We start from the raw sequence: 21,753 nt of genomic DNA on the forward strand, positions 1-21,753 counted from the left end.
TCCTAGGAGTTGCAATTTTAAGCACGACTACGAACAGTGCGTAGAAGTGCGGGTAATGCCGTACAGATAACGGTGACTTGGACATGATGCGGGCTTAGCATCATGTGCAAGGCATTGTTATCTGCTAGGCATTGCAATTTTAAGCACAACTATGATCACAGTGCGTAAAATTGCTGCGGGTAACTTTATAAAAATAACACGGGACTCACCTCGAAGCACATACGTGGTGAGTCCCGTGTTATTCATCTAGCGCTAATGCCGTTCACTTTTTTAGTTTATTTAAAACAATTGTTTGCCACCTTCGACAAATAAGAAAATACCGTAAGCCACAACGATGATCCCGCTGATCAAATTGATCCATAACAGCAACTTATCTGGGATCTTATGACGAAAGACATTGAAAGCCGTTGTCATCCCCATGTCCCAAATAAAGGAAGCACTGACGACTCCAATAATAAAAAAGATACTTTCAGCCAAGGTCAAAGTCCCACGACTAGCCCCCAACATCATCGTCCCATCGATCAAAGCTTGAGGATTGGCCCAACTGACTACAAAAGCAGTCGTGATCGCTTGTTTTAAACTGATCTTATTGTCATCGCTCGTCAAAGCCCGTTGATTAGCAACACGAATGATCCCCCAGCCAATATAAGCAGTCAAGAGACCACCAGCTAACATAATAAATAATTTCAAGGTCTGATTATGGGTGATCAAAGCTCCGATACCATAAAAAGCCGCTAAACAAAAGAGTGCATCAAAGACCCAAACTAAAAAAGTATACAGCCACGCCCGACTCAATTTATAAGATAAGCCGTTGTTGAACACATAAACATTTTGCATCCCGATCGGCGCCACAAATGCAAATCCGATCAATAAACCTTGCCAATAAGCCAAATTACTCTCCTCATTCTCTAAAATACTCTTATTTGAATCATAACATAAATTTTAGGTAAGAAGACAAAAAAGAAGCCAGAGAGTTTTCCCTGACTTCTAGAACTACTTACTTATTTAGCATCTTCCCATGCCTTTTCAAAAAGTGCATAGGAGAAATCTGCTGTTGTTTCTACAACTACATCCGCTTGGGCTAATTCAGTCGCATCTCCTACAGCCACCGCTGTCATTCCAGCAGCTTTGATCGCCGCTACACCTGAAACAGCATCTTCGACTCCAACGCAATCCTTGGGTTCAAGTTCGACTGCTTTGGCACCAGCTAAGAAGATATCAGGAGCTGGTTTGCCGTTAGCAACTTTACTTGGATCAGCGATCGCATCAAATTCGTTTGCTAAACCTAACTTTTCTAAGATCGCAGGCGCATTCTTGGAAGCTGAAGCAATTGATAATTTAACGCCATGCTCTTTTAATTCACCGATCAAACGAGTGATCCCTGGTAAAATATCTTCTTTTGTCAAAGTTTCGATCGCTTGCAAATAATAGCCATTTTTCTTTTCAGCCATCGTCAAGATCTCTGCTTCAGTATAGTTATCACGCAAGCCACCAAATTCCAAGATCTTGATCAAAGAATCGGTCCGACTGATTCCTTTTAATTCTGCCTCAAATTCAGCGGGTAAGACTAATCCTAATTGTTCTTTAGCTAGTTGGCTCCAAGCTGCAAAGTGAAACTTCGCTGTATCGGTGATCACACCGTCTAAATCAAAAATTGCACCTTTCATCAGTTTCCTCCTATTTTGCTGCTAATTTGGTCTCTTCACCATTTAATTTGATCTTCAAAGGTTCACCTTTCAACAATTCGATCTTAGAACCTTCCTTATCAACTTCAATACTCAACAAACGGCCGCGGAAGTTGATCCGGAATTTGTAATCATCCCACTCTTTAGGTAAGAATGGCGCAAATTCAAGTTCACCATCGATAACACGCATACCAGCAAATCCTTGAACGATCGCCAACCATGAACCCGTCATTGATGTGATGTGCAAGCCATCTTCAGTATCGTTGTTATAGTTATCCAAGTCTAACCGGGCTGTCCGGGAATACATTTCAAAAGCTTTATCTTCTTTATGAAGATCAGCAGCTAAAACAGAGTGGATCGATGGCGAAAGACTTGATTCATGCACGGTCAATGGTTCATAAAAATCAAAGTTCTTTTCTTTTTGTTCTGGAGTGAAGTCTTCTACAAAGTAATAGATACCTTGTAAAACATCAGCCTGTTTGATATATGGTGAACGCAAGATCTTATCCCATGACCAGTTTTGGTTCAATGGTAATTGTCCTGCTGGAAGATCTTTAACTGGTGTCAAATCTTTGTCCAAGAAGGTATCATGTTGAACGAAGATCCCGAGTTCTTGATCTTGTGGTAAATACATATTATCCGCAATTTCATGCCATTTTTGACGTTCTGTCTCACCTAGATCGAGTTGCGCTAATTTTTGGGCTGAAACTTTATCAGCGATCTCATTTGCATAGTTTAAGCACCATTTAGCCAACATGTTAGTGTACCAGTTGTTATTGACGTTGTTTTCATATTCATTTGGTCCAGTTACGCCGTGGATCATGTATTGTCCCTTGCGCTTGGAGTAATGCACTCGATCAGCCCAGAAGCGTGCGATCCCGACTAAAACATCAAAGCCGTTGTGGGTCGCATATTCTTCATCACCGGTGTAACGAGTATAATTGTAGATAGCATAGGCGATCGTACCGTTACGATGGATCTCTTCAAATGTGATCTCCCATTCGTTGTGGCATTCGATCCCATTGAAAGTCACCATTGGATACAATGCACCTTTCAAACCTTGTTGTTGTGCATTGTGGTAAGCTCCTGCTAATTGATCATACCGATACTTGAGCAAGTTTTTGGTCACCGATTCGTCGGCTAAAGCTAAATACAACGGCACTGCAAAAGCTTCTGTATCCCAGTAGGTGGCACCGCCATATTTTTCACCGGTGAATCCTTTTGGCCCGATGTTTAAGCGAGCATCATCACCGTAATAAGTTGAGAAGAGTTGGAACAAGTTGAAGCGAATACCTTGTTGTGATTCAGCGTTACCTGAGATCTCAACATCCGCTTTTTCCCACCGCTTAGCCCAACCAGCTGCTTGAGCTACTTTCAACTCTTCAAATGAGCTTTCAGCTTGTTTTTGGCTCAAAGTTTGCGCAGCTTGTGTTAAAGCTGCTTGTGTTTCATGATCACGTGAAGTTACCACGATCACGCGTTTTTCAAAAGTTACGGTTTGACCAGCAGCAATTTGGCCGGCAAATGTATTGATCACGCTCTTTTCAGTCGTTTCAGCTGCCATTGGTCGTAGATCAGTTACGTGGTCAGCTAACATTTCAGTCGTGAATTGTGGCGTACCAAAGTTATTTGGGATCGTTTGTGCCGTTAAAGACATATGTGTTTCAGCTACATTTTGTGCCAAAACATTCCAGAATTTTTCATCATAGTTTGCATCTTCATTAAAAACATCCGCATCAATGTATGATCTGATCTCAACGCTTGCTTCAGTATCACTTAAGTTTTCGACCGTGATCTTGGAAGCGTAGAGTTCTTTTTGCGCTACACTGACAAAACGTTCAAAGTTTAAACGGAATTTTTGACCGTCTTTTGCAACGATAAAGCTACGGTTCAAGATCCCTTTTTTCATGTCGAGTGCAAGTTCAAAGTCTGAAAATTCATCCTTAGCCAAGTCAACAGACGAGCCGTTCAACTTGATGTCAACTTTAGTGAAATCAACTGCATTGATGACCTTACCAAAGTATTCAGGATAACCGTTCTTCCACCAACCAACACGTGTCTTATCTGGATACCAAACGCCTCCAAGATAGATACCTTTATGGGTATCACCGGAATATGTTTCTTCAAACATCCCTCGCATACCCATGTACTCGTTTCCAATGCTGGTCATACTTTCTTGGAGTCGCTTTTCTTCGGGTTTAAATTCATGTGTGACTACTTTCCATGGATCGATCTCAAAAATTCTTTTCATTTACACTGACCACCTTTTAAAAATATAATTTAAACGTTTTCATTTTACATATTAATTATAAATGCAATCGGTTGCATTTGCAAGCAAAAAAAATCTCTTTTTTGAGATTTTTAGATTTTTGTAGAGGCGCGTTCTACGATCTTATGGGGCACGACTATGTGATCGGTCTCCAGCTTTAACTTATCATTTCCTTTTGTATTGATCGCTAAAGCGGCTGCTTCGGAGCCTAAAAAGCGCGGGAAGATCTCGACTGAGGTCAAGGCTGGCTGAGCTGTTTTAGCAAGTAATGAGTTATTAAAGCCCAGCAAAGCAAGTTCAGATTGCTCGATCTCACAAATATCACAGAGATGCTGGATCTCTATTGCTAATATATCGTCACAAGCTACTACACCAACTTTACCGCCAGTTTTAGATAACATCTGGCCCAAAGCTTTGGAATTCTTTATTTCATCATCGCGCTCAGTACTCAAGCACAATGGTGATTCAGTAATATTTACTTCACTCAAAGCCGCTAGATAGCCTTTATACCGTGCATTTTGAACCTTTTCAGAAAGATCAGTATGTGCATAAACGATCCGAGTCGCCCCTTTAGCGAGCAAAAATTTAGTCGCATCGTATCCCGCTTTGAAATTATCATTATCGACATAACACGTGGTCTCTTTATCGGTATATGGTGAACCGATCACAACATAATGGATCTTTGAATGTTGCTTGATAAATTCCAGCACTGGATCGTTGGCTTGGGAATAGACAAAGACGAACCGCGTGATATTTCCGCGCTTGATCATTGTTTCGATATTTTTGATCAATTCTTCAGTCGTTTGACCTGACGCCACCGAGACTAACTGATCGTGCGCATTGCAGATCGAGGCTAAGCCTTGAATGATCTGGATAAAAAACGGATTATCCCCCACAGCTTCTTCGCGGGCTGGCAAAATGACCCCGATCGTATTTGAGGTTTGATTAGCTAAATTTTGAGCAGCAAAATTAGGCGAATAATCCAGCTCTTTCATCGCCTGGCGCACCTTGTCCTTGGTCTCTTCACTGATCAACGGACTATCATGCATCGCGCGTGAAGCCGTTGACGGCGAAACACCAGCTCTTTTAGCAACATCTTTTATCGTTGCCATCTGAGCACCACCTTTCATAAAAACGTTTGCATAACTTTAAGTATATACCGCCAAAATGTCTTTATGCAAGCATTCATCAAAAAAACATGATATACTTAAGAAAAAATTTATCGAGGTACTAGACTATGGATGCAACTGAAATGTGGCACGCATTTTGTGCCAACGAGCCTATGCTTGCCAATGCCCCTCATGAAGCTTGGGCTTTTGGCTGTGAACCTGATTTTTTAGCCAAACTTGTTTTGCGCGGGCAAAAAACAGCTACTACATCTTCTTATCCCTTATATGCTCTAGAAAATGAGCCCCTTCCTCAAGTCGGTGAATATAACATCATCTTAGATGGCAACGACGAGGCGATCTGCATCACCAAAACGACCAAAGTCTATCGCACATTATTTAAAAACGTTTCCGCGCGCCATGCTTATTTAGAGGGTGAAGGCGATCGGAGCCTAGCCTATTGGCGTAAAGTCCATCAAGCTTTCTTCACTGCCGAATTAGCCGAAGTAAAGCTGGACTTTACACCTGATCTCGAAGTCGTCTGTGAAGAATTTGAAGTTGTTTTTAGCTAAATAAAACGATCTGACCAGCAAGATCAGATCGTTTTATTTAGTATTGTGTGTTATTTACGCATGATCCGCAAAGCGTTCAAAACTGCGATCAAAGTTACACCGACATCCGCAAACACAGCTTCCCACATCGTTACGTCACCAAAAGCACCTAAGATCAAAAAGACAAATTTGATCCCCAAAGCTAAGCAGATATTTTGCCAAACGATCTGCTTAGTCCGACGTGCGATATTTAAGACACGCAAGATTGCCTCTGGATCATCACGCATCAAAACCACGTCCGCTGCTTCGATCGCTGCATCAGAGCCCAAAGCCCCCATAGCGATCCCAACGTCAGCACTGGCCAAAACAGGAGTATCATTTAAACCGTCACCGACAAAGCCAACTTTGCCCGTTTGAGCTCGTTGCAATTTTTCAACTTCAGTCAACTTATCTTGCGGTAAAAGTTCTGCTTTGACCGTATCGATCGCTAATTTAGACGCGATCACATCAGCTGTCTTTTGGCGATCACCAGTCAGCATCACAGTCTGGATCCCTTGTTTTTTGAGTTCTTTTAGCGTTGCTGTAGAAGTTTGTTTGAGTGTATCAGCGATCTCCAAACACCCCAAATATTTACCAGCATAAGCAACATAGACTAGCGTTCCAGTAGCTGTTGGTGGTAACTTTGCCACCGCGACCCCCTGTTCATCTAACAGGGCTTTTTTACCGACCAATAAGTCTTTATCTGCAAAAATAGCCTTGATTCCTTGACCGACCACTTCTTTTACATTTGCTAATTTTTCGGTCGGTAATTTTCCCGGGAAATATTCCACGATCGAACGAGCGATCGGATGGGGAGAATGCATTTCAGCGATTGCTGCTAATTCAACTAATTCAGCTTCTTTTACCCCTGCATCAGGATAGACATTTTCGACCTGAAATTTACCTTCTGTCAAAGTCCCAGTCTTATCAAAAACCAAAGTCTGGATCTGCGTCAATAATTCTAAATAGTTACTTCCCTTGACCAAAACACCAGCTCTAGACGAGGCACCGATCCCGGCAAAAAAGCCTAAAGGAATCGAAATGACCAACGCACATGGACATGAGATCACTAAGAAGATCAATGCCCGATAGAACCATTCGCTAAAGGGGAGTCCCAAAAATAGCGGTGGGATAATTGCCAGTAATAACGCTGCTCCGACCACGATCGGCGTGTAGACTTGCGCAAATTTGGTGATGAACTTTTCAGTTGGCGCCTTCTTTTGACTTGCATTTTCAACTAATTCCAAGATCTTAGCAACGGTCGATTCACCATAAGGCTTAGTCACACGAACTTCGATAACACTGTCTAACACGATCGCACCACTCAAGATCTGTGCTCCAGTTTCGACTAAGCGCGGTTCTGATTCCCCCGTCAAAGCGGCCGTATCTAAATAGGCATTTCCCTGGATGACTTTACCATCTAAAGGGACACGTTCACCTGGCTTGAGCTTGATCACTTCATCAAGCTCAACTTGTGTTGGTGAAACTTTAGTCACAGTGCCATCTTTAGCGACTAAATTGGCATATTCGGGGCGAATATCTAATAATTGTGTGATCGAATCACGTGAACGTTCAACGGCAATATCTTCAAAAAGTTCACCTAAAGCGTAAAATAACATCACGGCGACCGCTTCGGGATACTGTTTGACAGCAAAAGCCCCCACCGTTGCGATCATCATCAAAAAATTCTCATCAAACCATTTACCATGAAAGATATGCTCGATCGCTTCTTTGATCACACCAAAACCGATGATCAAATAAGCTACTAAATAAAGAACAAATTCTAGCCCAATACTTAAGTTTGGTAAATGTGCCACTAAAAATAGCACGCTCGTGAGTACTATCTGAATAATTTTATTTTTGTTTGCTAAAATCGTCTCCACGTCTGTCACCTCTAAATTTATGAATATATGCTCATATTTTCAATTAAAGTGTAACATGCTCATTTTGCTAATGCAATCATTTTAATTGCTTTGACATTTAATCAAAAATAATGTAGCTTAAAAGTTAAATATTAATTGTGTCCTGTCTGGCCCTCTGACCTGAGAGGACTTTTTTATAAATAACATAGGGGGATTTTATGGAAAGTAAGAAATTAACTTTCAAACATTATCTAATGATCGGTTCCTTGATCTTTGGGATGTTATTTGGAGCCGGAAACCTGATCTTTCCAGTTCATTTAGGCCAAATGGCTGGGAGCCACTGGCTAAGTGCAGCTCTAGGCTTTTTAGCTTCGGGGGTTTTATTACCAGTTTTAGGTCTACTGGCGATCAGTGTCACTCAATCACGTGGTATCTATGAACTGGCTCGTCCAGTCGGCCACAGCTATGCATTACTCTTTATGATCTTGATCTACGCTACGATCGGACCATTTTTTGCAACACCTAGAACAGCGACTGTGCCCTTTACGATCGGTTTTGCTCCACATATCTCGCAAAATCAGCAATCGTTAGGGTTACTGATCTATTCAGCGATCTTCTTTTTATTGGTCTACTTTCTGTCTAGTCGGGAAAGTAAGATCACTGCTTTGATCGGTAAGGTGCTCAACCCTGTCTTTTTAGTAATGTTATTTGTGATCTTTTTATTGGCTTTTAGCAGCCCGTTAAGTTCAGCTGCGAGTGCTCCGATCACTAAAGAGTATTTGACAGGCGCCTTGACTTCAGGGCTTCTCCAAGGCTACAACACGATGGATGCTTTGGCTTCGATCGCTTTTGGGATCACTGTCGTTACCGCCGTCCGCCAATTTGGTCTAAAAGATAAAAAAGATATCGCTTTGGCAACTGCTAAAGGTGGTTCACTTGGGATCTTGTCGATCGGGATCATCTACATTGCTTTGATCTTGTTAGGAGCGCAAAGTGTCTCGACTTTTGGTCTGGCAGAAAACGGCGGGATCACTTTGACACAGATCTCTCATCACTATATGGGGGTCTTCGGTGATGCTTTGTTAGCGACTTTGACGACGGTCACTTGCTTATCGACTTCAATGGGCCTTGCGATCGCCTGTTCGCAAGCTTTCCATCAATTATTTAGTCGTTTTTCATATAAAGCGATCTTGCTGGTCTACTGCTTGCTCTCATTTGCGATCGCCAACTTAGGACTTGATGCGATCATTTCTTGGTCATTACCAGTCTTAATGTTTTTATATCCACTAGCGATCACTTTGATCTTACTAGGTGTTTGTTCACCATTGTTTCATAATTATGCTTTGGTCTACAAAACTACGACATTGCTGACCTTGATCCCGGCTTTCTTTGACATGTTGAATGCTTTACCAGCTGGGCTAAAAGAAACTGCGCTAGTCCAAACATTGCTCAAGTTTGCTCAAACCTATTTCCCATTCTTTGACCTCGGATTTGGCTGGGTCTGCTTTAGTTTGTTAGGACTGATCATCGGTCTTGGCGGATATTTTATGCGTAAAAAATAACTAATAAGAGGGTCTACCACGATGTAAGGCATCATGGTGGACCCTCTTTGCGTTTATTTTAACAGTCCATGTTCGACTAAATATTTATGAGCGACCACACTTGCTTTTTGATGCTTAACGCTGACTTCATAGTTCATTTCTTGCATCTCTTCAGTCGTGATCTTGCCGGCTAATTTTTCTAAGCTCTGAACGATCTTAGGGTTAGCTTGCGCAAACTTTTCATTCATCAACGGTGCCCCTTGATACGGTGGGAAAAAGTTCTTATCGTCTTTTAGCACCACTAGATCATATTGACGCACTTGCGGATCAGTCGTATAACCATCGACTAAATTGACCTTCTTTTGTGCGATCGCTTGGTAGCGTAAGGCTGGCTCCATGACCGATACCTTGCCAAAATCTAAATTATAGATTTGCTTTAAGCCTAGATAACCATCTTCTTGATTGGAAAAATCGGGATCAAAACCCGCATGGACCTTAGCGTTGACCCGTGCTAGATCACTTAATTTAGTCACATTGTATTTTTGCGAAAATTCCTTAGTCACCGCTAGATCATAACCATTTTGATATGCCATCGGTTTTAGATAGCGAAGATCATACTGTTTTGATAATTGCTTTTGCGCAAGTGTATACGTCTCTTTAGGATCACTAGGTGTCTTTTTATCGTGATCGACTAACGCTTCTAAGACTGTACCAGTAAATTCAGGATAGATATCAATTTGTCCCTTTTGGAGTGCTTTAAACAAAAATGTCGTGCCCCCAAAATTAGGTTTTAACGTCACCTCAGCTTTAGGATCAGCTTGCTCGATCAATTCCTTATACATATTCATCAAGATCTCTGGTTCACTACCAAGTTTACCAGCGATCACGACTTTAACGGGCTTAGGCTGTAAAGTCTCGTATACTTTCACGCCACCAACGCCCGCTCCTAAAAGAGCCAAAAACGCCAAAGTTGCATAGATCCGGCGAGAATTTTTGCCGATAAATTTTAAAAGCCCACTACAAATGAAAGCCAAAGCCGCTGATAAGATGCCCCCGATCAACAGATAATCATTGTTATTTTGCTGGATCCCAAGCATGATATAACTTCCTAAACCACCAGCACCGATAAAAGCGGCTAAAGTTGCCGTACCGATGACCATGACTAAAGCGATCCTGATCCCCGATAAGATCAACGGTAAAGCTAACGGAAATTCGAGCCGCTGTAGTTGTTTAAAACGTGAAAGTCCAAATGCCTGAGCAGCTTCTTTTAAATTAGGATCGACATTTTTCAACCCTGCATACGTATTTTGATAGATCGGCATGATCGCATATAACGTCAACGCGATCACCGCTGGGACGGTGCCGATACCGACTAATGGGATCAAAAGGCCTAATAACGCTAAACTAGGGATCGTTTGGATGATCCCAGCTACCTGCAGACCAGCCTCGCCTAAAAATGGTCGATCGCGTAAACTGATCGCCAAAGGGACCGCGATCAAAATAGCGATCACTAACGAAATAAGTGAGATCGCCAAATGTTGCCCCAGTGCCTGTAAGATCTCAGTCCGTTGTACACTGAGCGTTTCAATCAATTTTGCCATTAGCGCCGACCCCCTTGTTCTGCCAAATAAGCTAAGAGTCCTTGATACGTGAGTTGATAAGTCTGTGCTTGATACGTGAATCGTAGCTCAGGTGTTTTTTGAAGTTGGGTCAATAAGTCATCAAAACTCTCGAGCTCGACTGCATTTTTAGTGTCTGCGATCTTGGTCGGATACGCTGTCTGTAATAAATATTCCAAATTCCAAAAGTGGGGACATTCAGGATCAAAGAAATCTTTTACAAATTCATTTGCGGGATGTTGCATGATCTGCATAGGTGTGCCGACTTGTTGTAAATGCCCCGCATGGATAACAGCGATCCGATCACCCAAGCGTAAGGCTTCTTGCATATCGTGAGTCACAAAAACGATCGTCGGCTTTAATTTTTGGTGCAAGTCTAAGATCAGATCCTGCGACTGGCGTCTTAACACGGGATCCAAGGCACTAAATGATTCATCCATCAAAACTAGGTCTGGCTTAGTGGCTAAAGCCCTGACGATGGCCACGCGTTGCTTTTGACCTCCCGAAAGTTCAGCTGGTTTACGTTTGGCAAAGACTTCTGGGTCAAGTTCAACGGCCTTTAACAATTCAGCTGCTCGAGCACGACGTTTTTCTTTGGTCACCCCGAGTTGTTCAAGTTGGATCGTGATGTTATCTTCAAGCGTCAAATTTGGAAATAAGCTACTATCTTGCAACACATATCCCGTATTTAGCCGTAATTTTTGCTTATCATATTCTTTGATCTTTTTGTTATTTAAATAAATATCGCCCTGCGTGGGGAGCGTCAGTTGATTTAACATCCGTAAGAGCGTTGTTTTACCACTACCACTGGGACCTACTAGCACAAAAAATTCCCCAGCATCTATCTCAAGATCGATATGCTCTAAGATCGTGTTTTCACCATATTTCATCCCCACGTCTTGATAATGGATCATCGCTTTCACCTCGCAATTTTATATCATCTAGTCTGACGGAAAGTAAACCAAAATACAATCGATACGCTCAAAATATCAATTTAGCGTATCAAAGAACCTGAAGTTCACCCAAAAAATAATTGATCAGATGATATTTTAGCCCTTGCTGATCGAAACGATAGCAATAAATTCAAGATCTTCCCGCAACTATATTTCCTTGGAAATAAAAAGAGCCCCTACACGAGAACTTATTTATCTCATGGAGAGGACCCTTCGTTAATCCAGTACCATTTGGTTTGTATATAGATCGTAATAAAAACCCTTTTGGGCGATCAACTCGGCATGACTGCCCTGCTCGATCACATTACCGTCACGTAAAACCGCGATCTTATCGGCATTAATGATCGTCTTTAAGCGGTGAGCGATCACAAAGCTCGTGCGCCCAGCTAAAACCGCATCCATCGCTTGTTGGATCTTTTCTTCCGTCACGGTATCAACGTTAGATGTCGCTTCGTCTAAGATCAAGAAATCCGGATCAGATAATAACGTCCGCGCAATACTTACCAATTGCTTTTGCCCCGTTGAAAAGATCGACTGCTCATCACTTACTCTGGTCGCATAGCCTTCCGGTAGACTCATGATAAAATCATGGATCTGGGCTTGTTTAGCAGCAAAGATCATTTCTTCATCACTAGCATCTGGCTTACCATATTTGATGTTTTCGGCGATCGTCCCCGTAAAGAGCAATGAATCTTGCAATACGATCCCAACTTTTGAACGCAAAGACTTGAGTGTGAGGTCACGCACATCGACCCCATCAAAAGTTATCGTCCCAGAATCAACATCATAAAAGCGATTGAAGAGGTTCATCGTCGTCGTCTTACCTGAACCCGTTGGCCCAACTAAGGCTAGCATTTGACCCTTTTTCACTGAAAGATCGATCCCATGCAAGATCTCTTTTCCTTCATCATAGCTAAAATGCACATCATTTAAAGCCACTTTTGAACGTAAGTCTTCTTGCTTTTTACCATCTAAAACTAGATCTTCTTCTGGTTGCGCTTCGACTTTAGCTAAACGTCTCGCACCGGTTAGTGCCAACTGGATCATCGAATAGATCGAAGTCAATTGTGTCAATGGTTGGAAATATGTTTGCGAATACTGCACAAACATCACGATCAAGCCCAGACCAGTCGCTGTATTCATCGAATCAGCCACGATCAACCAGATCCCCCCAACGATCACGATCGCTAAGTTCAATAATGACAGACCTTGCATCAAAGGAAACAAAAGACCCGAATAAAATTGCCCTTTAAACATCGTATCTTTAACACGCTGGTTGTATTTTTTAAAACCAGCGATCGATTCTTGTTGTAGCCCATTACTCAAAATGACCTGTTCACCGTTGATCTGCTCATTGACATAACCGTTTAAGTTTGAGATCTCGTCTTGTTGGGCATCTAAATATTTCCGAGCCTTTGACATGATAACTAAAGCGATCACCAAGACAAATGGCGTTGAGGCTACCGTGATCAAAGCTAATTTAACATTGATCGAAAACATCACAATAAGAGTCCCAATGTAAAGCGCCCCCTGAGAAACGATCTCAAAGACTGCATTATTCAAAGCGTTGAAGATATTATCGATATCTGAAGTAAATAACGATAAGATCTTCCCATCTTGATGTGTATCAAAATAACGGATCTTCATGCGTTGTAATTTAGCAAATAAGTTTTTGCGCATGCCATTTGTTGCATCCGCATTAAACTTAGACATGATCATCCAAGCAATGAATTGGGCTAACACATTTAATAAGAAATACAGAGCCATCAATTTCAATGCCGTATAAAAAGCAATCATTGAGGCACTCGCACGTGTCGCTGGATCAGCTAATTGAGCAACATACTTAGTCAAAGCTGTGACCGCATTTCCCATATAGATCGGTGCGATCACTTGGAAAAAAGTCGCTAGTAAAGTCAAAACGATCATAATTGTCACAGCTATCCAATATTGCTTTAAATACTTCCAAAAGTAGCCACAGGCAATTTTAAAATCCTTCATTTTACAGCTCTCCTTCCTCGATCTTATCTTTAGCACGTTGTGTTTCATAGATCTCACGATAGACCTGTGAAGTCGCTAATAATTCCTGATGCGATCCCCAAGCTACGATCTGGCCTTGATCTAAGACCATGATCTTATCAGCATCCATCACCGAGAAGATCTTTTCGGCGATCACAAAAGTCGTGGTCTGCGTCAATTCCTTTTCTAGTGCTTCTTTGACTCGTTTTTCCGACTTAGCATCTAGCGCCGAAGTCGAATCATCCAAGATCAAAACTTTTGGCTTGCCGACGACCCCACGTGTGATCGATAGGCGTTGCTTTTGTCCCCCAGAAAAGTTCGCCGAACGCTCTTCAACTTGATGTTCATATTGATCATCATAGCGCTCCACAAACTCAGCTGCCTGAGAGATCTTCGCTGCCCATCTAAAATCTTTAGTGGTAGCATTACGATCACCTTGGCGCAAGTTATCCGAGATCTTACCTGAGAAGAGTAAGGCTTTTTGTAAGACTAATGATACTGCCTTACGCAATGAAGCTTCATTTACCTCACGTAGATCGACCCCACCAACTTTAACGACTCCAGAAGTTGGATCATACAAACGAGTCATCAACTGGGCTAAGGTCGATTTTCCTGAGCCAGTAGCCCCGATGACCCCGATCGATTCACCTGGAGCAACTTTAAAACTGATATTTTTGAGCGTTTCATGTTCAGCTCCAGGATAAGCAAATGAAACATTGTCAAATTCAACAGCCCCATCAAGTTCCACTTCAGGTGCCTTTGGATCAAATGTTAAATCTGGTTTTGTATCTAAAACTTCTTTTATTCGCCCTAAAGAAACAAAACCACGCGCATACATCGCCATCGTCATGCCACCAAAGGCTAATGTGAATAACATCTGCATTAGATACCCGATATATGAGGTGATCGCCGCCAGTTCACCCGGGTTATTTTCCACGTTTATCCCAACTAGATAAACGACGGCTGTGATCCCCACATTGCAGACTAAGAAAAAGGCTGGCAATAAGCATGAAAATACATATCCGATCTTGATATTTAGATCATTCATATCATCAGCCACTTCACCAAAACGTTTTTCTTCATTTGTTTGTTGGTTAAAGGATTTGATTACCCTGATCCCTTGCATCGCTTCTTTAGCGATCGTATTACTGCGATCTAATTTCTTTTGATAACGATCAAACATCTTACCTAACTGCGGAAATGTCAAGCCGATCACTAACAGGACCGCTAAAAACATCGCCACTTGTAACCACCAGAAACGTGGAATGGTGACGATCCCCATCACAAAAGCCCCAATGATCATGATCGGCATCCGTAAAACTTGCATAAAAGTCGTCATTACGACATTTAGCACTTGATTCATATCGTTGATCAAACGAACGACTAAGGTACTAGCCGAAAATTTCTCGATATTACTCAAAGAAAATGTTTGGATCTTTTCATAAGTTTGTTGTCGTAGATCACTAGTAACGCCTTGAGCGACCCGAGCTGCAAAATAAGCATTCAAGATCCCGGCGATCACTCCGATCACTGCTAATGCGATCAAGAACATCCCTTCTTTAAACATTGCCTGACGATCATTTTTTAATAAATTATCTAAGATAAATTGTAGGATACGCGGTTGCAATAGAGATGCACCTGCAGCCACAATGATCGAAATGACCGCACCTAATATCGCACCTAAATAGTTTTTCAAGTGTGGTTTTAAGATCTCCATAGTCCCCTCCATAATGATAAATTTATTAAGCTATTTTGGCTTCGTATGTACCAGTCTAGCGGAATTTTAATTTTTATTCAACCGCTCAATTTAAAAATAGTTTTGCTATAATAGTTAAGAAGTCTATTAACTCTAGCAAGACACAAGGTGAATATTATGATGGATAATGATTTGAATCTCCCCTCAAAAGAGGAAACAGAAGCCAGTGTGCAGATCTTTAAAGCATTTGGCAATGAGACGCGCTATAAGATCTTGTACTTATTATTTGAAAAGCAACTTACAGTAAATGAGATCACAAAAGCGATCGGCATGACACAATCAGCTGTCTCGCATCAACTAAAGATCTTGCGCCAAACAGGGTTAGTCTCTAGCACACGTGACGGACAACATGTCTACTACACGCTAGCCGACAACCACATCATCATGATCTTCAAGCAGGTAAAAGAACACATCAACGAAGACTAATTCCACAGTACGCAAAATGCAGGCTATGCAATTAGGGACCCACTATGATACATATTTTTGTATCATAGTGGGTCCCTAATCATATCTACGGCACTGATCGCAGTGTATTTTATCTTACACGCACATAGAGTTTATCTACTGGAGCACGGTTCCCGTCGTGTCCAAATTGCGCTAATTTATTTTCAGGTGAATTGTTCCAAGCTAAATAGTCTTGTTCATCTTCCCAGACATTGAGCAAGAGGAATTGGAAATCTTTTTTCAAAGAGATCAAGACTTTTGAAGCCTTCAAGCCAAGAGGGCGTGTTTCTTTATTATTCCAAGCATCAACGACTGCATTGAAAACTTTTTGTTGATCAGTATCTAAAGTCACATACCGCAACTCTAGTAGACCATCCCAGTTTGTTTCACCGATCTCTTTTAAGACGCGGTAATTCAAACCAGATTCAAACACTGTAGGTTCACCAGAGATATCAACGAGCAAATAACCATCTTTATTGGCTAATGCACGATAAAGTAAAAAATTCCGATCAGCGTAACGATCTGAGAGCGTCGTCAACATTTTTTCTGGTCCTAAGGCAAAATTAATTTCATTTAATGACATAATTCATCCTTCTTTCAACAGACTTACTTTATTAGTATAGCACTAGGACTATTCTAAACCTATTAGCTAAAAACTGCTAATTATTTCTTTGGATAACCTACAAAATGTAACTTACCACTGATATATTCACCCAAAAAGACCTCTGCACTGCTCTTAAAGCCATTTTTTTGTAATTGCTCATCAAGCCAGGCTTCATCTCGTGAGATCATCTCTAAAATATCGTAATTGATGATCCCATCACTGATCAATGGATAACGAATACTTTCATCATCCCCGTATTCAAGCACCGTCAATTGGCCATTTTGTTCCAAAACAGCCCGTTTGACTCGTGCTAACTCATAGATCCCATTGACCCGTAATCTAAACATCAATTCATCGGCGGTCACCCCGCGTTTTAAACAAGTTTCTACATCAAGCTTACCGTTTTTGACTAAGATCGCTGGGCGTCCATCGATCATCACCTTGGCAAACCGATTGTGATTTTTTAAAAATTGTAAGACCATCACGACTAAAGTCCAAATGATGAGCACCATCAAAAACTGTAATACCGTAATATCTTGGTTATAAATGATCCCACCGATGATCCCACCAAGCACGTAATTTTGGACTTGATCAAGTGCTGTCACGGGGGCTAAATTGCGTTTACCAACGATATTTATCTGTAAGATGATACACAACATCCCTAAAATAAATTTTCCAATTATCGGTCCATAAAATTCCACGTTAAAATCCCCCTATTGGATCGTAATATCTTTATTGATCAAATGTGTCCGGGCCAACTTATAACTATTACGATCGACACTTAATTCGACCCGATAGTACTTATCTTTGACTTTTACGATGATCCCATCTACAAGGCTGCGACTATTGACTGCCACATCTTTTGTACTAACACCTTCATCGCGCGCAACTGAACGTAAAAATGGTTGGACTTGTGAAGTCGATAATGTTTGGGTACGATGCTGTTCATAATTACTGTAACTCAAGCCAAATAGAAAAAACATCACCAGCAACATAATAATACTTATATCACGATATTTAGTATCAAAACGATTGCGTGAATACATCAAAACCGCAAAGAGTAAGATCAATAATCCGAGCGCACCTAAGCTGTAGATCACCAATTGATTTACTTCACGTTGATTTTGAAGATATTGTAAGGTATAAAATGTCATTTTCATTACCTCGGTCATTTTTTTATTTTTTATGATACCGAGTAATCATCTAAAATACTATACCTATTTTTTTGAATAAAAAATCAAAAATAGAAAAAAGCCTCGCCGATCTAGCGGCACTATGTCCCGTCAAGTATACAGATCAAATAGATAAAAATTTTAGGCGGCTTGGTTGCGGAATTGTTCCGCGGTCAAGCCGTTTTTGCTTGTGTAAGCGCGTTTGGTATTAAAGTATTCAATGGCTCCTTTGACGAGTTGTTCTAGCTCTGCTAGCGTCTTAGGACGAGGGTGTTTGTTAATCCAGATTAGCTTGAAGTCATTCCACCAACGCTCTATGGGTGAGTTTTCCCAAGGATGACCGGGGTGCGACATACTATGAATACAATTTTTAGAGGCTAAGTAGTCGTTGAACATACTTGAGCAGTAAGCTGACCCGCGGTCAGTATGGATCATTGGTTGCGCATCAGGTTCAACCGTAAAAGCACGATTAAAGGTTTCAATTACTGCTGATGAAGTTTCTGTGTCTGAAATATTGTAGCTTAAAGCGTAACGACCATATAAATCTAAAATAACGTGTACTCGTACTTTATGAAGTGTGTGTTCGCCGTAGGCTACTTCCGTTGTGTCGGTAACCCACACTTCATTTTTAGTTTCACGGTCGAATTGTCCCTGCAATAAGTTGTCATTGATGTATTCTTCATGGCGTTGAATTCGATTGCGCTTCTTCTTCCTAATATTTGCTCTAATTCCATGCTTACGCATGCAGTTAGTTATTCGTTTTAATCCAGCGGTAAAGCTTAAACGGTTTTCAAAGCTTAACTGTGTAGTCATCGCTAAATATCCCAGCGTCCAATTATGTTCTTCTTCTAACTCTACAATCGCTTCAAGTAACTCTGCTTGCTCATTATGATATTGACTTGGCTTTCGATTGAGCCATTTGTAATAACCATCTCGCGAAGAATCAGCTATTTTACACAACTGGCTAATTGACCATCCATTTTCTTGATTTAGTTCTTTGATGGCTTGGTACCGGAGTCCTTTTCCACCTCCCGATTGCGTATTTCTGTTAATTTTTTTGCGAATGCAATCTCCATCTCTTGCTTTTCTAGCTGAGCCCTTAATAAGCGATTCTCTGCCTTGAGTCGGTCAACTTCCGTCCACTTCTCTTCTGGCTTAGCTTTGCCTCGGCGATCACGAAGTGATTCTGGGTCATTACCGCTTTTGCGATACTTTTGATACCAGCCATAAACTTGTTGGTAACTAATATGGTATTTTTCAACTGCCCAATTGTAGTTCACATCATGCTTAATCAACTCTTCAATGATAGTAAGTCGTTCTTCAAAGTCAGTCTTTCGTCCACTCATTTTTGAATCTCGCTTTCTTGGCGTATAGGCCTTTAAGTTAGATTCATTATACTGCATAATCCAATCTGATAGTTGTGTTTTGGACTTTAGCCCATGCTTGATCGCGAATATTTCAAGCGACGCGTCTGATTTTTGATACTGTTGGACCAAAGATAATTTAAATTCCTTTGAATATCTATGATTATTGTGAGTAGATCGTAAGCCATCAATGCCCTGATATTCATATAGATACCCCCAAGTTCTAATAGTTTTCTTGCCCACTGCATACTTTTTAGCCACCTCACTAATATTAGAACGGGTTAGTTCATTTAGTATAGCTAATTTTTGTTCTGCACTGTATCTTGATTTCCTAGACATATAAAATACCCTCCAAGTATAAGATGAATTTTCTATTTCATCTGTATACTTAGAGGGCATTATAGCCAGCCGACCAGCGAAGCTTTGTTACTTAACTTTATTTTTCTTTAAATTCGCCTTCAATCACACTATCATCTTCTGAATGATGTGACCCTTTACGACCATTACTTGGTGCATCTGGCATAACTAAAGCAGCAATAAAATAGATCAATAGACCAAGGATAATATTTCCCGGGAAAATGATCAAGATCGCCCCAATGATCCGGGTGATCGCTTTATCCCAACCAAAGTATTCTGCGACACCACCAAAGACACCTGAAACTACTTTATCGCTTGATTTTGTTAATTCTTTTTTTGTTTTTGCCATCGCAACTTCATCCTTTCCATTAATTGATTTACTTTACCGTATTTTCACCGGTCTGGTTATCTAAAGTCAAGACATCAGCTTGATCTGTGTTCTCTTCTAGTGTACCACCATTTGTCTGTTGTTGGTCGTGTAATGTATTTTTACCATGTTTATTAGTCAAACGGTAACCTTGCACTGTTACATTGCCAACACGGATCGCACCAGCTACATTTTTGATCTCATATTTACCCTTGACCGTGATCGTATCAGCATCAAGATCAGAACTTGAATCAGCGTCAACCTCACTTTCATCATCGGCATACTCATAACCGTATTCGATATCAGCTAATTGTGTACTACCACCATTTACGACCAGACCATCTTTATAGTAGACTCTGCCCTGCCCTTCTGTTTTGACTTTGATGTTATTCAATTCACCGCCTGAAACTACTAGATCCAGATCAGCTGCTGCGGTAAATTCTAATTCACCATTGTTGAGCTTAGAGTTGATGATCTGACCAGCATCGATACCAGTATCGACCTCTGTTCTTTCTGCCGTCACTTCATTTAATTCAAATTTTTTAGTGTGATCTAGATCAAGATCTAGCATTGCAACATTTAGTTTTTCCAAGTTGATATTATCATAGATACCTTCAACTTTTAATGTACTCAATTTTACATTTTCGGGTATCGTAATGACTAATTTACTATCGATCTTTGTACGATAATCCGTAAGATCCAAACTGACCGTGTTATGCGTATCAAGTCCTCGAATGATCTTCAATGTTCCATTTTGATAACTGATCTTTGGTTCATAACGCGAACTTCCACTATAAGATACGCTATAATCAGAGCCTTGTCTGATATCAAGATCGATCGGCGCAAAATAACCCGAGCCACTTTCGATCTTGATCTGATCAAATTCTTTTTTAGCATACGTCTTTTGAATATCTCTATCTTTTTTGATGGTTTGGACCTTTAATCCATCGAACTCGACTGCTTTAACACCGTGGAACACAGCGCCCACAATTGCGATCACGGCACCGATAGCTAAGATCAACCAACCAAATTTAAATGTCTTCTTCATGGTCACTGCCTCCTTTTTCTTTGCGTTTCTTACTCAATTTATCGTAGAGATACTTGGAGAAGTTGGCGATCCCTTGAAGGATCAAGCGGATCGACCAATAAGCTAGCGGGATAACGACCAAGAGCCCCCCTAAGGCTAAAAGTCCTAAGCCTAGATAAAAGAGGCCGACTGCCCAACTGCTAAATAGCATTGCGATCCCGATATAGATCAAGAGCCCCATCACGACTACACCGGCACATAAGAGCACACCAGCGCCAAAGACTAAACCTGCCACCAAGGCCAAGATCCCGATCAACACTGCGATCATGATCCCCCCAAAACCTAAGAGAAATGGTGATGCTAATAAAGCTAGTAAGATCAACCAGATCATCTTCACATTTGACTGTGGGGTCGCAGTCCGTTGATACTTGATCTCTTCATCGGTCGTCTTGATCGAATGATCAGCTAAGACTTTCCGACTCAATTGTCGCGGTGTGCCTAATCGTTCTTCGATCTGACTGCGTGTTTCTAACCCCGCATCATCGATAAATTCTGAATAAAACATAATGGCATCAGCACGTTCTTCTGGCGTTAAAGGTTGTAAGTATTCTTCTAATTCAGCCAGATATTTTTCCCTATTCATGTTGCCCCTCCTCATCGTATACATTTTGCTTGCGCTTATCTGCTGCAGCAAAGACAGCATCTAAACTTTCCTTATAATCATTCCACATTTTTTTGATACGCTGTAAATGGTTTTCCCCGCTCTCAGTGATCTTGTAATAGCGACGATTGCGACCTTGGTAAGGTGCGTCGTATGTGGTCACATATTCTGCCTTTTGTAAGCGACGTAAGACCGGATACATCGTTGACTCTGAGATCGAGATCGCTTGTTGCATATCTTGTGTCAGTGCATATCCATAGTAATCTTGGCTTTCCAGCAAGGCTAAGACCAAACCATCTAATAGATCAGCTGTTACTTTGATTTCCATGCGGTTTTTCCCACCTTTCTTTTTTTCTCTGT

General features: G+C 41.2%; 21 protein-coding genes. 3 read left to right on the forward strand and 18 right to left on the reverse strand.

Annotated features, from left to right (window positions below):
- Positions 1–279: 279 nt before the first annotated feature.
- From CPS94_RS08215 to CPS94_RS08230, 4 genes are all read right to left on the reverse strand, one after another.
- A complete protein-coding gene (locus CPS94_RS08215; RefSeq protein WP_004049894.1) occupies positions 280–891 on the reverse strand; it encodes a LysE/ArgO family amino acid transporter in 612 nt (203 codons plus the stop codon).
- A 110-nt stretch (positions 892–1,001) separates the two neighbouring features.
- Positions 1,002–1,667: a beta-phosphoglucomutase gene (pgmB, locus tag CPS94_RS08220; protein WP_112193616.1), complete on the reverse strand. Its 666-nt coding sequence runs from the start codon at positions 1,665–1,667 to the stop codon at positions 1,002–1,004.
- Between the two features lie 10 nt (positions 1,668–1,677).
- The gene (locus CPS94_RS08225) at positions 1,678–3,936 is read right to left on the reverse strand and encodes a glycoside hydrolase family 65 protein (RefSeq protein ID WP_112193618.1); all 2,259 of its coding nucleotides are present in this window, start codon (positions 3,934–3,936) and stop codon (positions 1,678–1,680) included.
- Positions 3,937–4,046: 110 nt separating this feature from the next.
- Complete coding sequence (locus tag CPS94_RS08230) at positions 4,047–5,066, reverse strand: LacI family DNA-binding transcriptional regulator (protein ID WP_112193620.1); 1,020 nt, start codon at positions 5,064–5,066, stop codon at positions 4,047–4,049.
- A 125-nt stretch (positions 5,067–5,191) separates the two neighbouring features.
- Between CPS94_RS08230 and CPS94_RS08235 the strand changes: the two genes are divergently transcribed.
- Complete coding sequence (locus CPS94_RS08235) at positions 5,192–5,632, forward strand: ASCH domain-containing protein (protein ID WP_112193622.1); 441 nt, start codon at positions 5,192–5,194, stop codon at positions 5,630–5,632.
- Between the two features lie 50 nt (positions 5,633–5,682).
- Here the strand turns inward: CPS94_RS08235 and CPS94_RS08240 are convergent, their stop codons facing one another.
- Complete coding sequence (locus CPS94_RS08240; protein WP_112193624.1) at positions 5,683–7,533, reverse strand: heavy metal translocating P-type ATPase; 1,851 nt, start codon at positions 7,531–7,533, stop codon at positions 5,683–5,685.
- A 197-nt stretch (positions 7,534–7,730) separates the two neighbouring features.
- Between CPS94_RS08240 and brnQ the strand changes: the two genes are divergently transcribed.
- Positions 7,731–9,074, forward strand: coding sequence for a branched-chain amino acid transport system II carrier protein (gene brnQ, locus CPS94_RS08245; protein ID WP_112193626.1), 1,344 nt, complete (start codon positions 7,731–7,733; stop codon positions 9,072–9,074).
- Between the two features lie 53 nt (positions 9,075–9,127).
- On the opposite strand, the gene CPS94_RS08250 is transcribed toward brnQ, so the two are convergent.
- The 4 genes from CPS94_RS08250 to CPS94_RS08265 form a co-directional block, all read right to left on the reverse strand.
- Entirely contained in the window at positions 9,128–10,654 is a 1,527-nt protein-coding gene (locus tag CPS94_RS08250; protein ID WP_112193629.1) for an ABC transporter permease/substrate-binding protein, read from the reverse strand.
- Positions 10,654–11,586 carry an ATP-binding cassette domain-containing protein gene (locus CPS94_RS08255; protein WP_112193630.1) on the reverse strand — a complete coding sequence of 311 codons (933 nt, stop codon included), beginning with the start codon at positions 11,584–11,586 and terminating at the stop codon, positions 10,654–10,656. Before CPS94_RS08255 ends, CPS94_RS08250 begins: the two co-directional genes overlap by 1 nt.
- A gap of 255 nt (positions 11,587–11,841) precedes the next feature.
- Complete coding sequence (locus CPS94_RS08260) at positions 11,842–13,623, reverse strand: ABC transporter ATP-binding protein (protein ID WP_112193632.1); 1,782 nt, start codon at positions 13,621–13,623, stop codon at positions 11,842–11,844.
- A gap of 1 nt (position 13,624) precedes the next feature.
- Positions 13,625–15,358, reverse strand: a complete 1,734-nt coding sequence (locus tag CPS94_RS08265; protein WP_112193634.1) for an ABC transporter ATP-binding protein — start codon at positions 15,356–15,358, stop codon at positions 13,625–13,627.
- 156 nt (positions 15,359–15,514) lie between these two features.
- Between CPS94_RS08265 and CPS94_RS08270 the strand changes: the two genes are divergently transcribed.
- Positions 15,515–15,823, forward strand: a complete 309-nt coding sequence (locus CPS94_RS08270) for an ArsR/SmtB family transcription factor (protein ID WP_112193636.1) — start codon at positions 15,515–15,517, stop codon at positions 15,821–15,823.
- Between the two features lie 109 nt (positions 15,824–15,932).
- Here CPS94_RS08270 and CPS94_RS08275 read toward each other — a convergent pair whose 3' ends face one another.
- The 9 genes from CPS94_RS08275 to CPS94_RS08315 all read right to left on the reverse strand — a co-directional run bounded on the left by CPS94_RS08275 (position 15,933) and on the right by CPS94_RS08315 (position 21,721).
- Entirely contained in the window at positions 15,933–16,424 is a 492-nt protein-coding gene (locus tag CPS94_RS08275; RefSeq protein ID WP_112193638.1) for an antibiotic biosynthesis monooxygenase, read from the reverse strand.
- 80 nt (positions 16,425–16,504) lie between these two features.
- Positions 16,505–17,146, reverse strand: a complete 642-nt coding sequence (locus tag CPS94_RS08280) for a DUF421 domain-containing protein (protein WP_112193640.1) — start codon at positions 17,144–17,146, stop codon at positions 16,505–16,507.
- 12 nt (positions 17,147–17,158) lie between these two features.
- Complete coding sequence (locus CPS94_RS08285; RefSeq protein ID WP_112193642.1) at positions 17,159–17,599, reverse strand: DUF3290 domain-containing protein; 441 nt, start codon at positions 17,597–17,599, stop codon at positions 17,159–17,161.
- 159 nt (positions 17,600–17,758) lie between these two features.
- Positions 17,759–18,721 (reverse strand): IS3 family transposase, encoded by a 963-nt coding sequence (locus CPS94_RS08290; RefSeq protein WP_309299713.1) that lies wholly within the window; start codon positions 18,719–18,721, stop codon positions 17,759–17,761.
- A complete protein-coding gene (locus CPS94_RS08295) occupies positions 18,607–19,320 on the reverse strand; it encodes a helix-turn-helix domain-containing protein (RefSeq protein ID WP_191981800.1) in 714 nt (237 codons plus the stop codon). The genes CPS94_RS08290 and CPS94_RS08295 overlap by 115 nt, the downstream gene beginning before the upstream one ends.
- Positions 19,321–19,417: 97 nt before the next feature.
- Positions 19,418–19,687, reverse strand: coding sequence for a PspC domain-containing protein (locus CPS94_RS08300; RefSeq protein WP_112193644.1), 270 nt, complete (start codon positions 19,685–19,687; stop codon positions 19,418–19,420).
- A 28-nt stretch (positions 19,688–19,715) separates the two neighbouring features.
- On the reverse strand, positions 19,716–20,753 hold the full coding sequence (locus tag CPS94_RS08305) for a DUF4097 family beta strand repeat-containing protein (protein WP_112193646.1): 1,038 nt from the start codon (positions 20,751–20,753) through the stop codon (positions 19,716–19,718).
- Positions 20,737–21,375: a DUF1700 domain-containing protein gene (locus CPS94_RS08310; RefSeq protein WP_112193647.1), complete on the reverse strand. Its 639-nt coding sequence runs from the start codon at positions 21,373–21,375 to the stop codon at positions 20,737–20,739. Before CPS94_RS08310 ends, CPS94_RS08305 begins: the two co-directional genes overlap by 17 nt.
- Positions 21,368–21,721 (reverse strand): PadR family transcriptional regulator, encoded by a 354-nt coding sequence (locus CPS94_RS08315; protein ID WP_004049863.1) that lies wholly within the window; start codon positions 21,719–21,721, stop codon positions 21,368–21,370. The genes CPS94_RS08310 and CPS94_RS08315 overlap by 8 nt, the downstream gene beginning before the upstream one ends.
- Positions 21,722–21,753: the final 32 nt, after the last annotated feature.

The organism is Ligilactobacillus murinus, assembly GCF_003288115.1.
GTDB classification, from domain to species: domain Bacteria; phylum Bacillota; class Bacilli; order Lactobacillales; family Lactobacillaceae; genus Ligilactobacillus; species Ligilactobacillus murinus.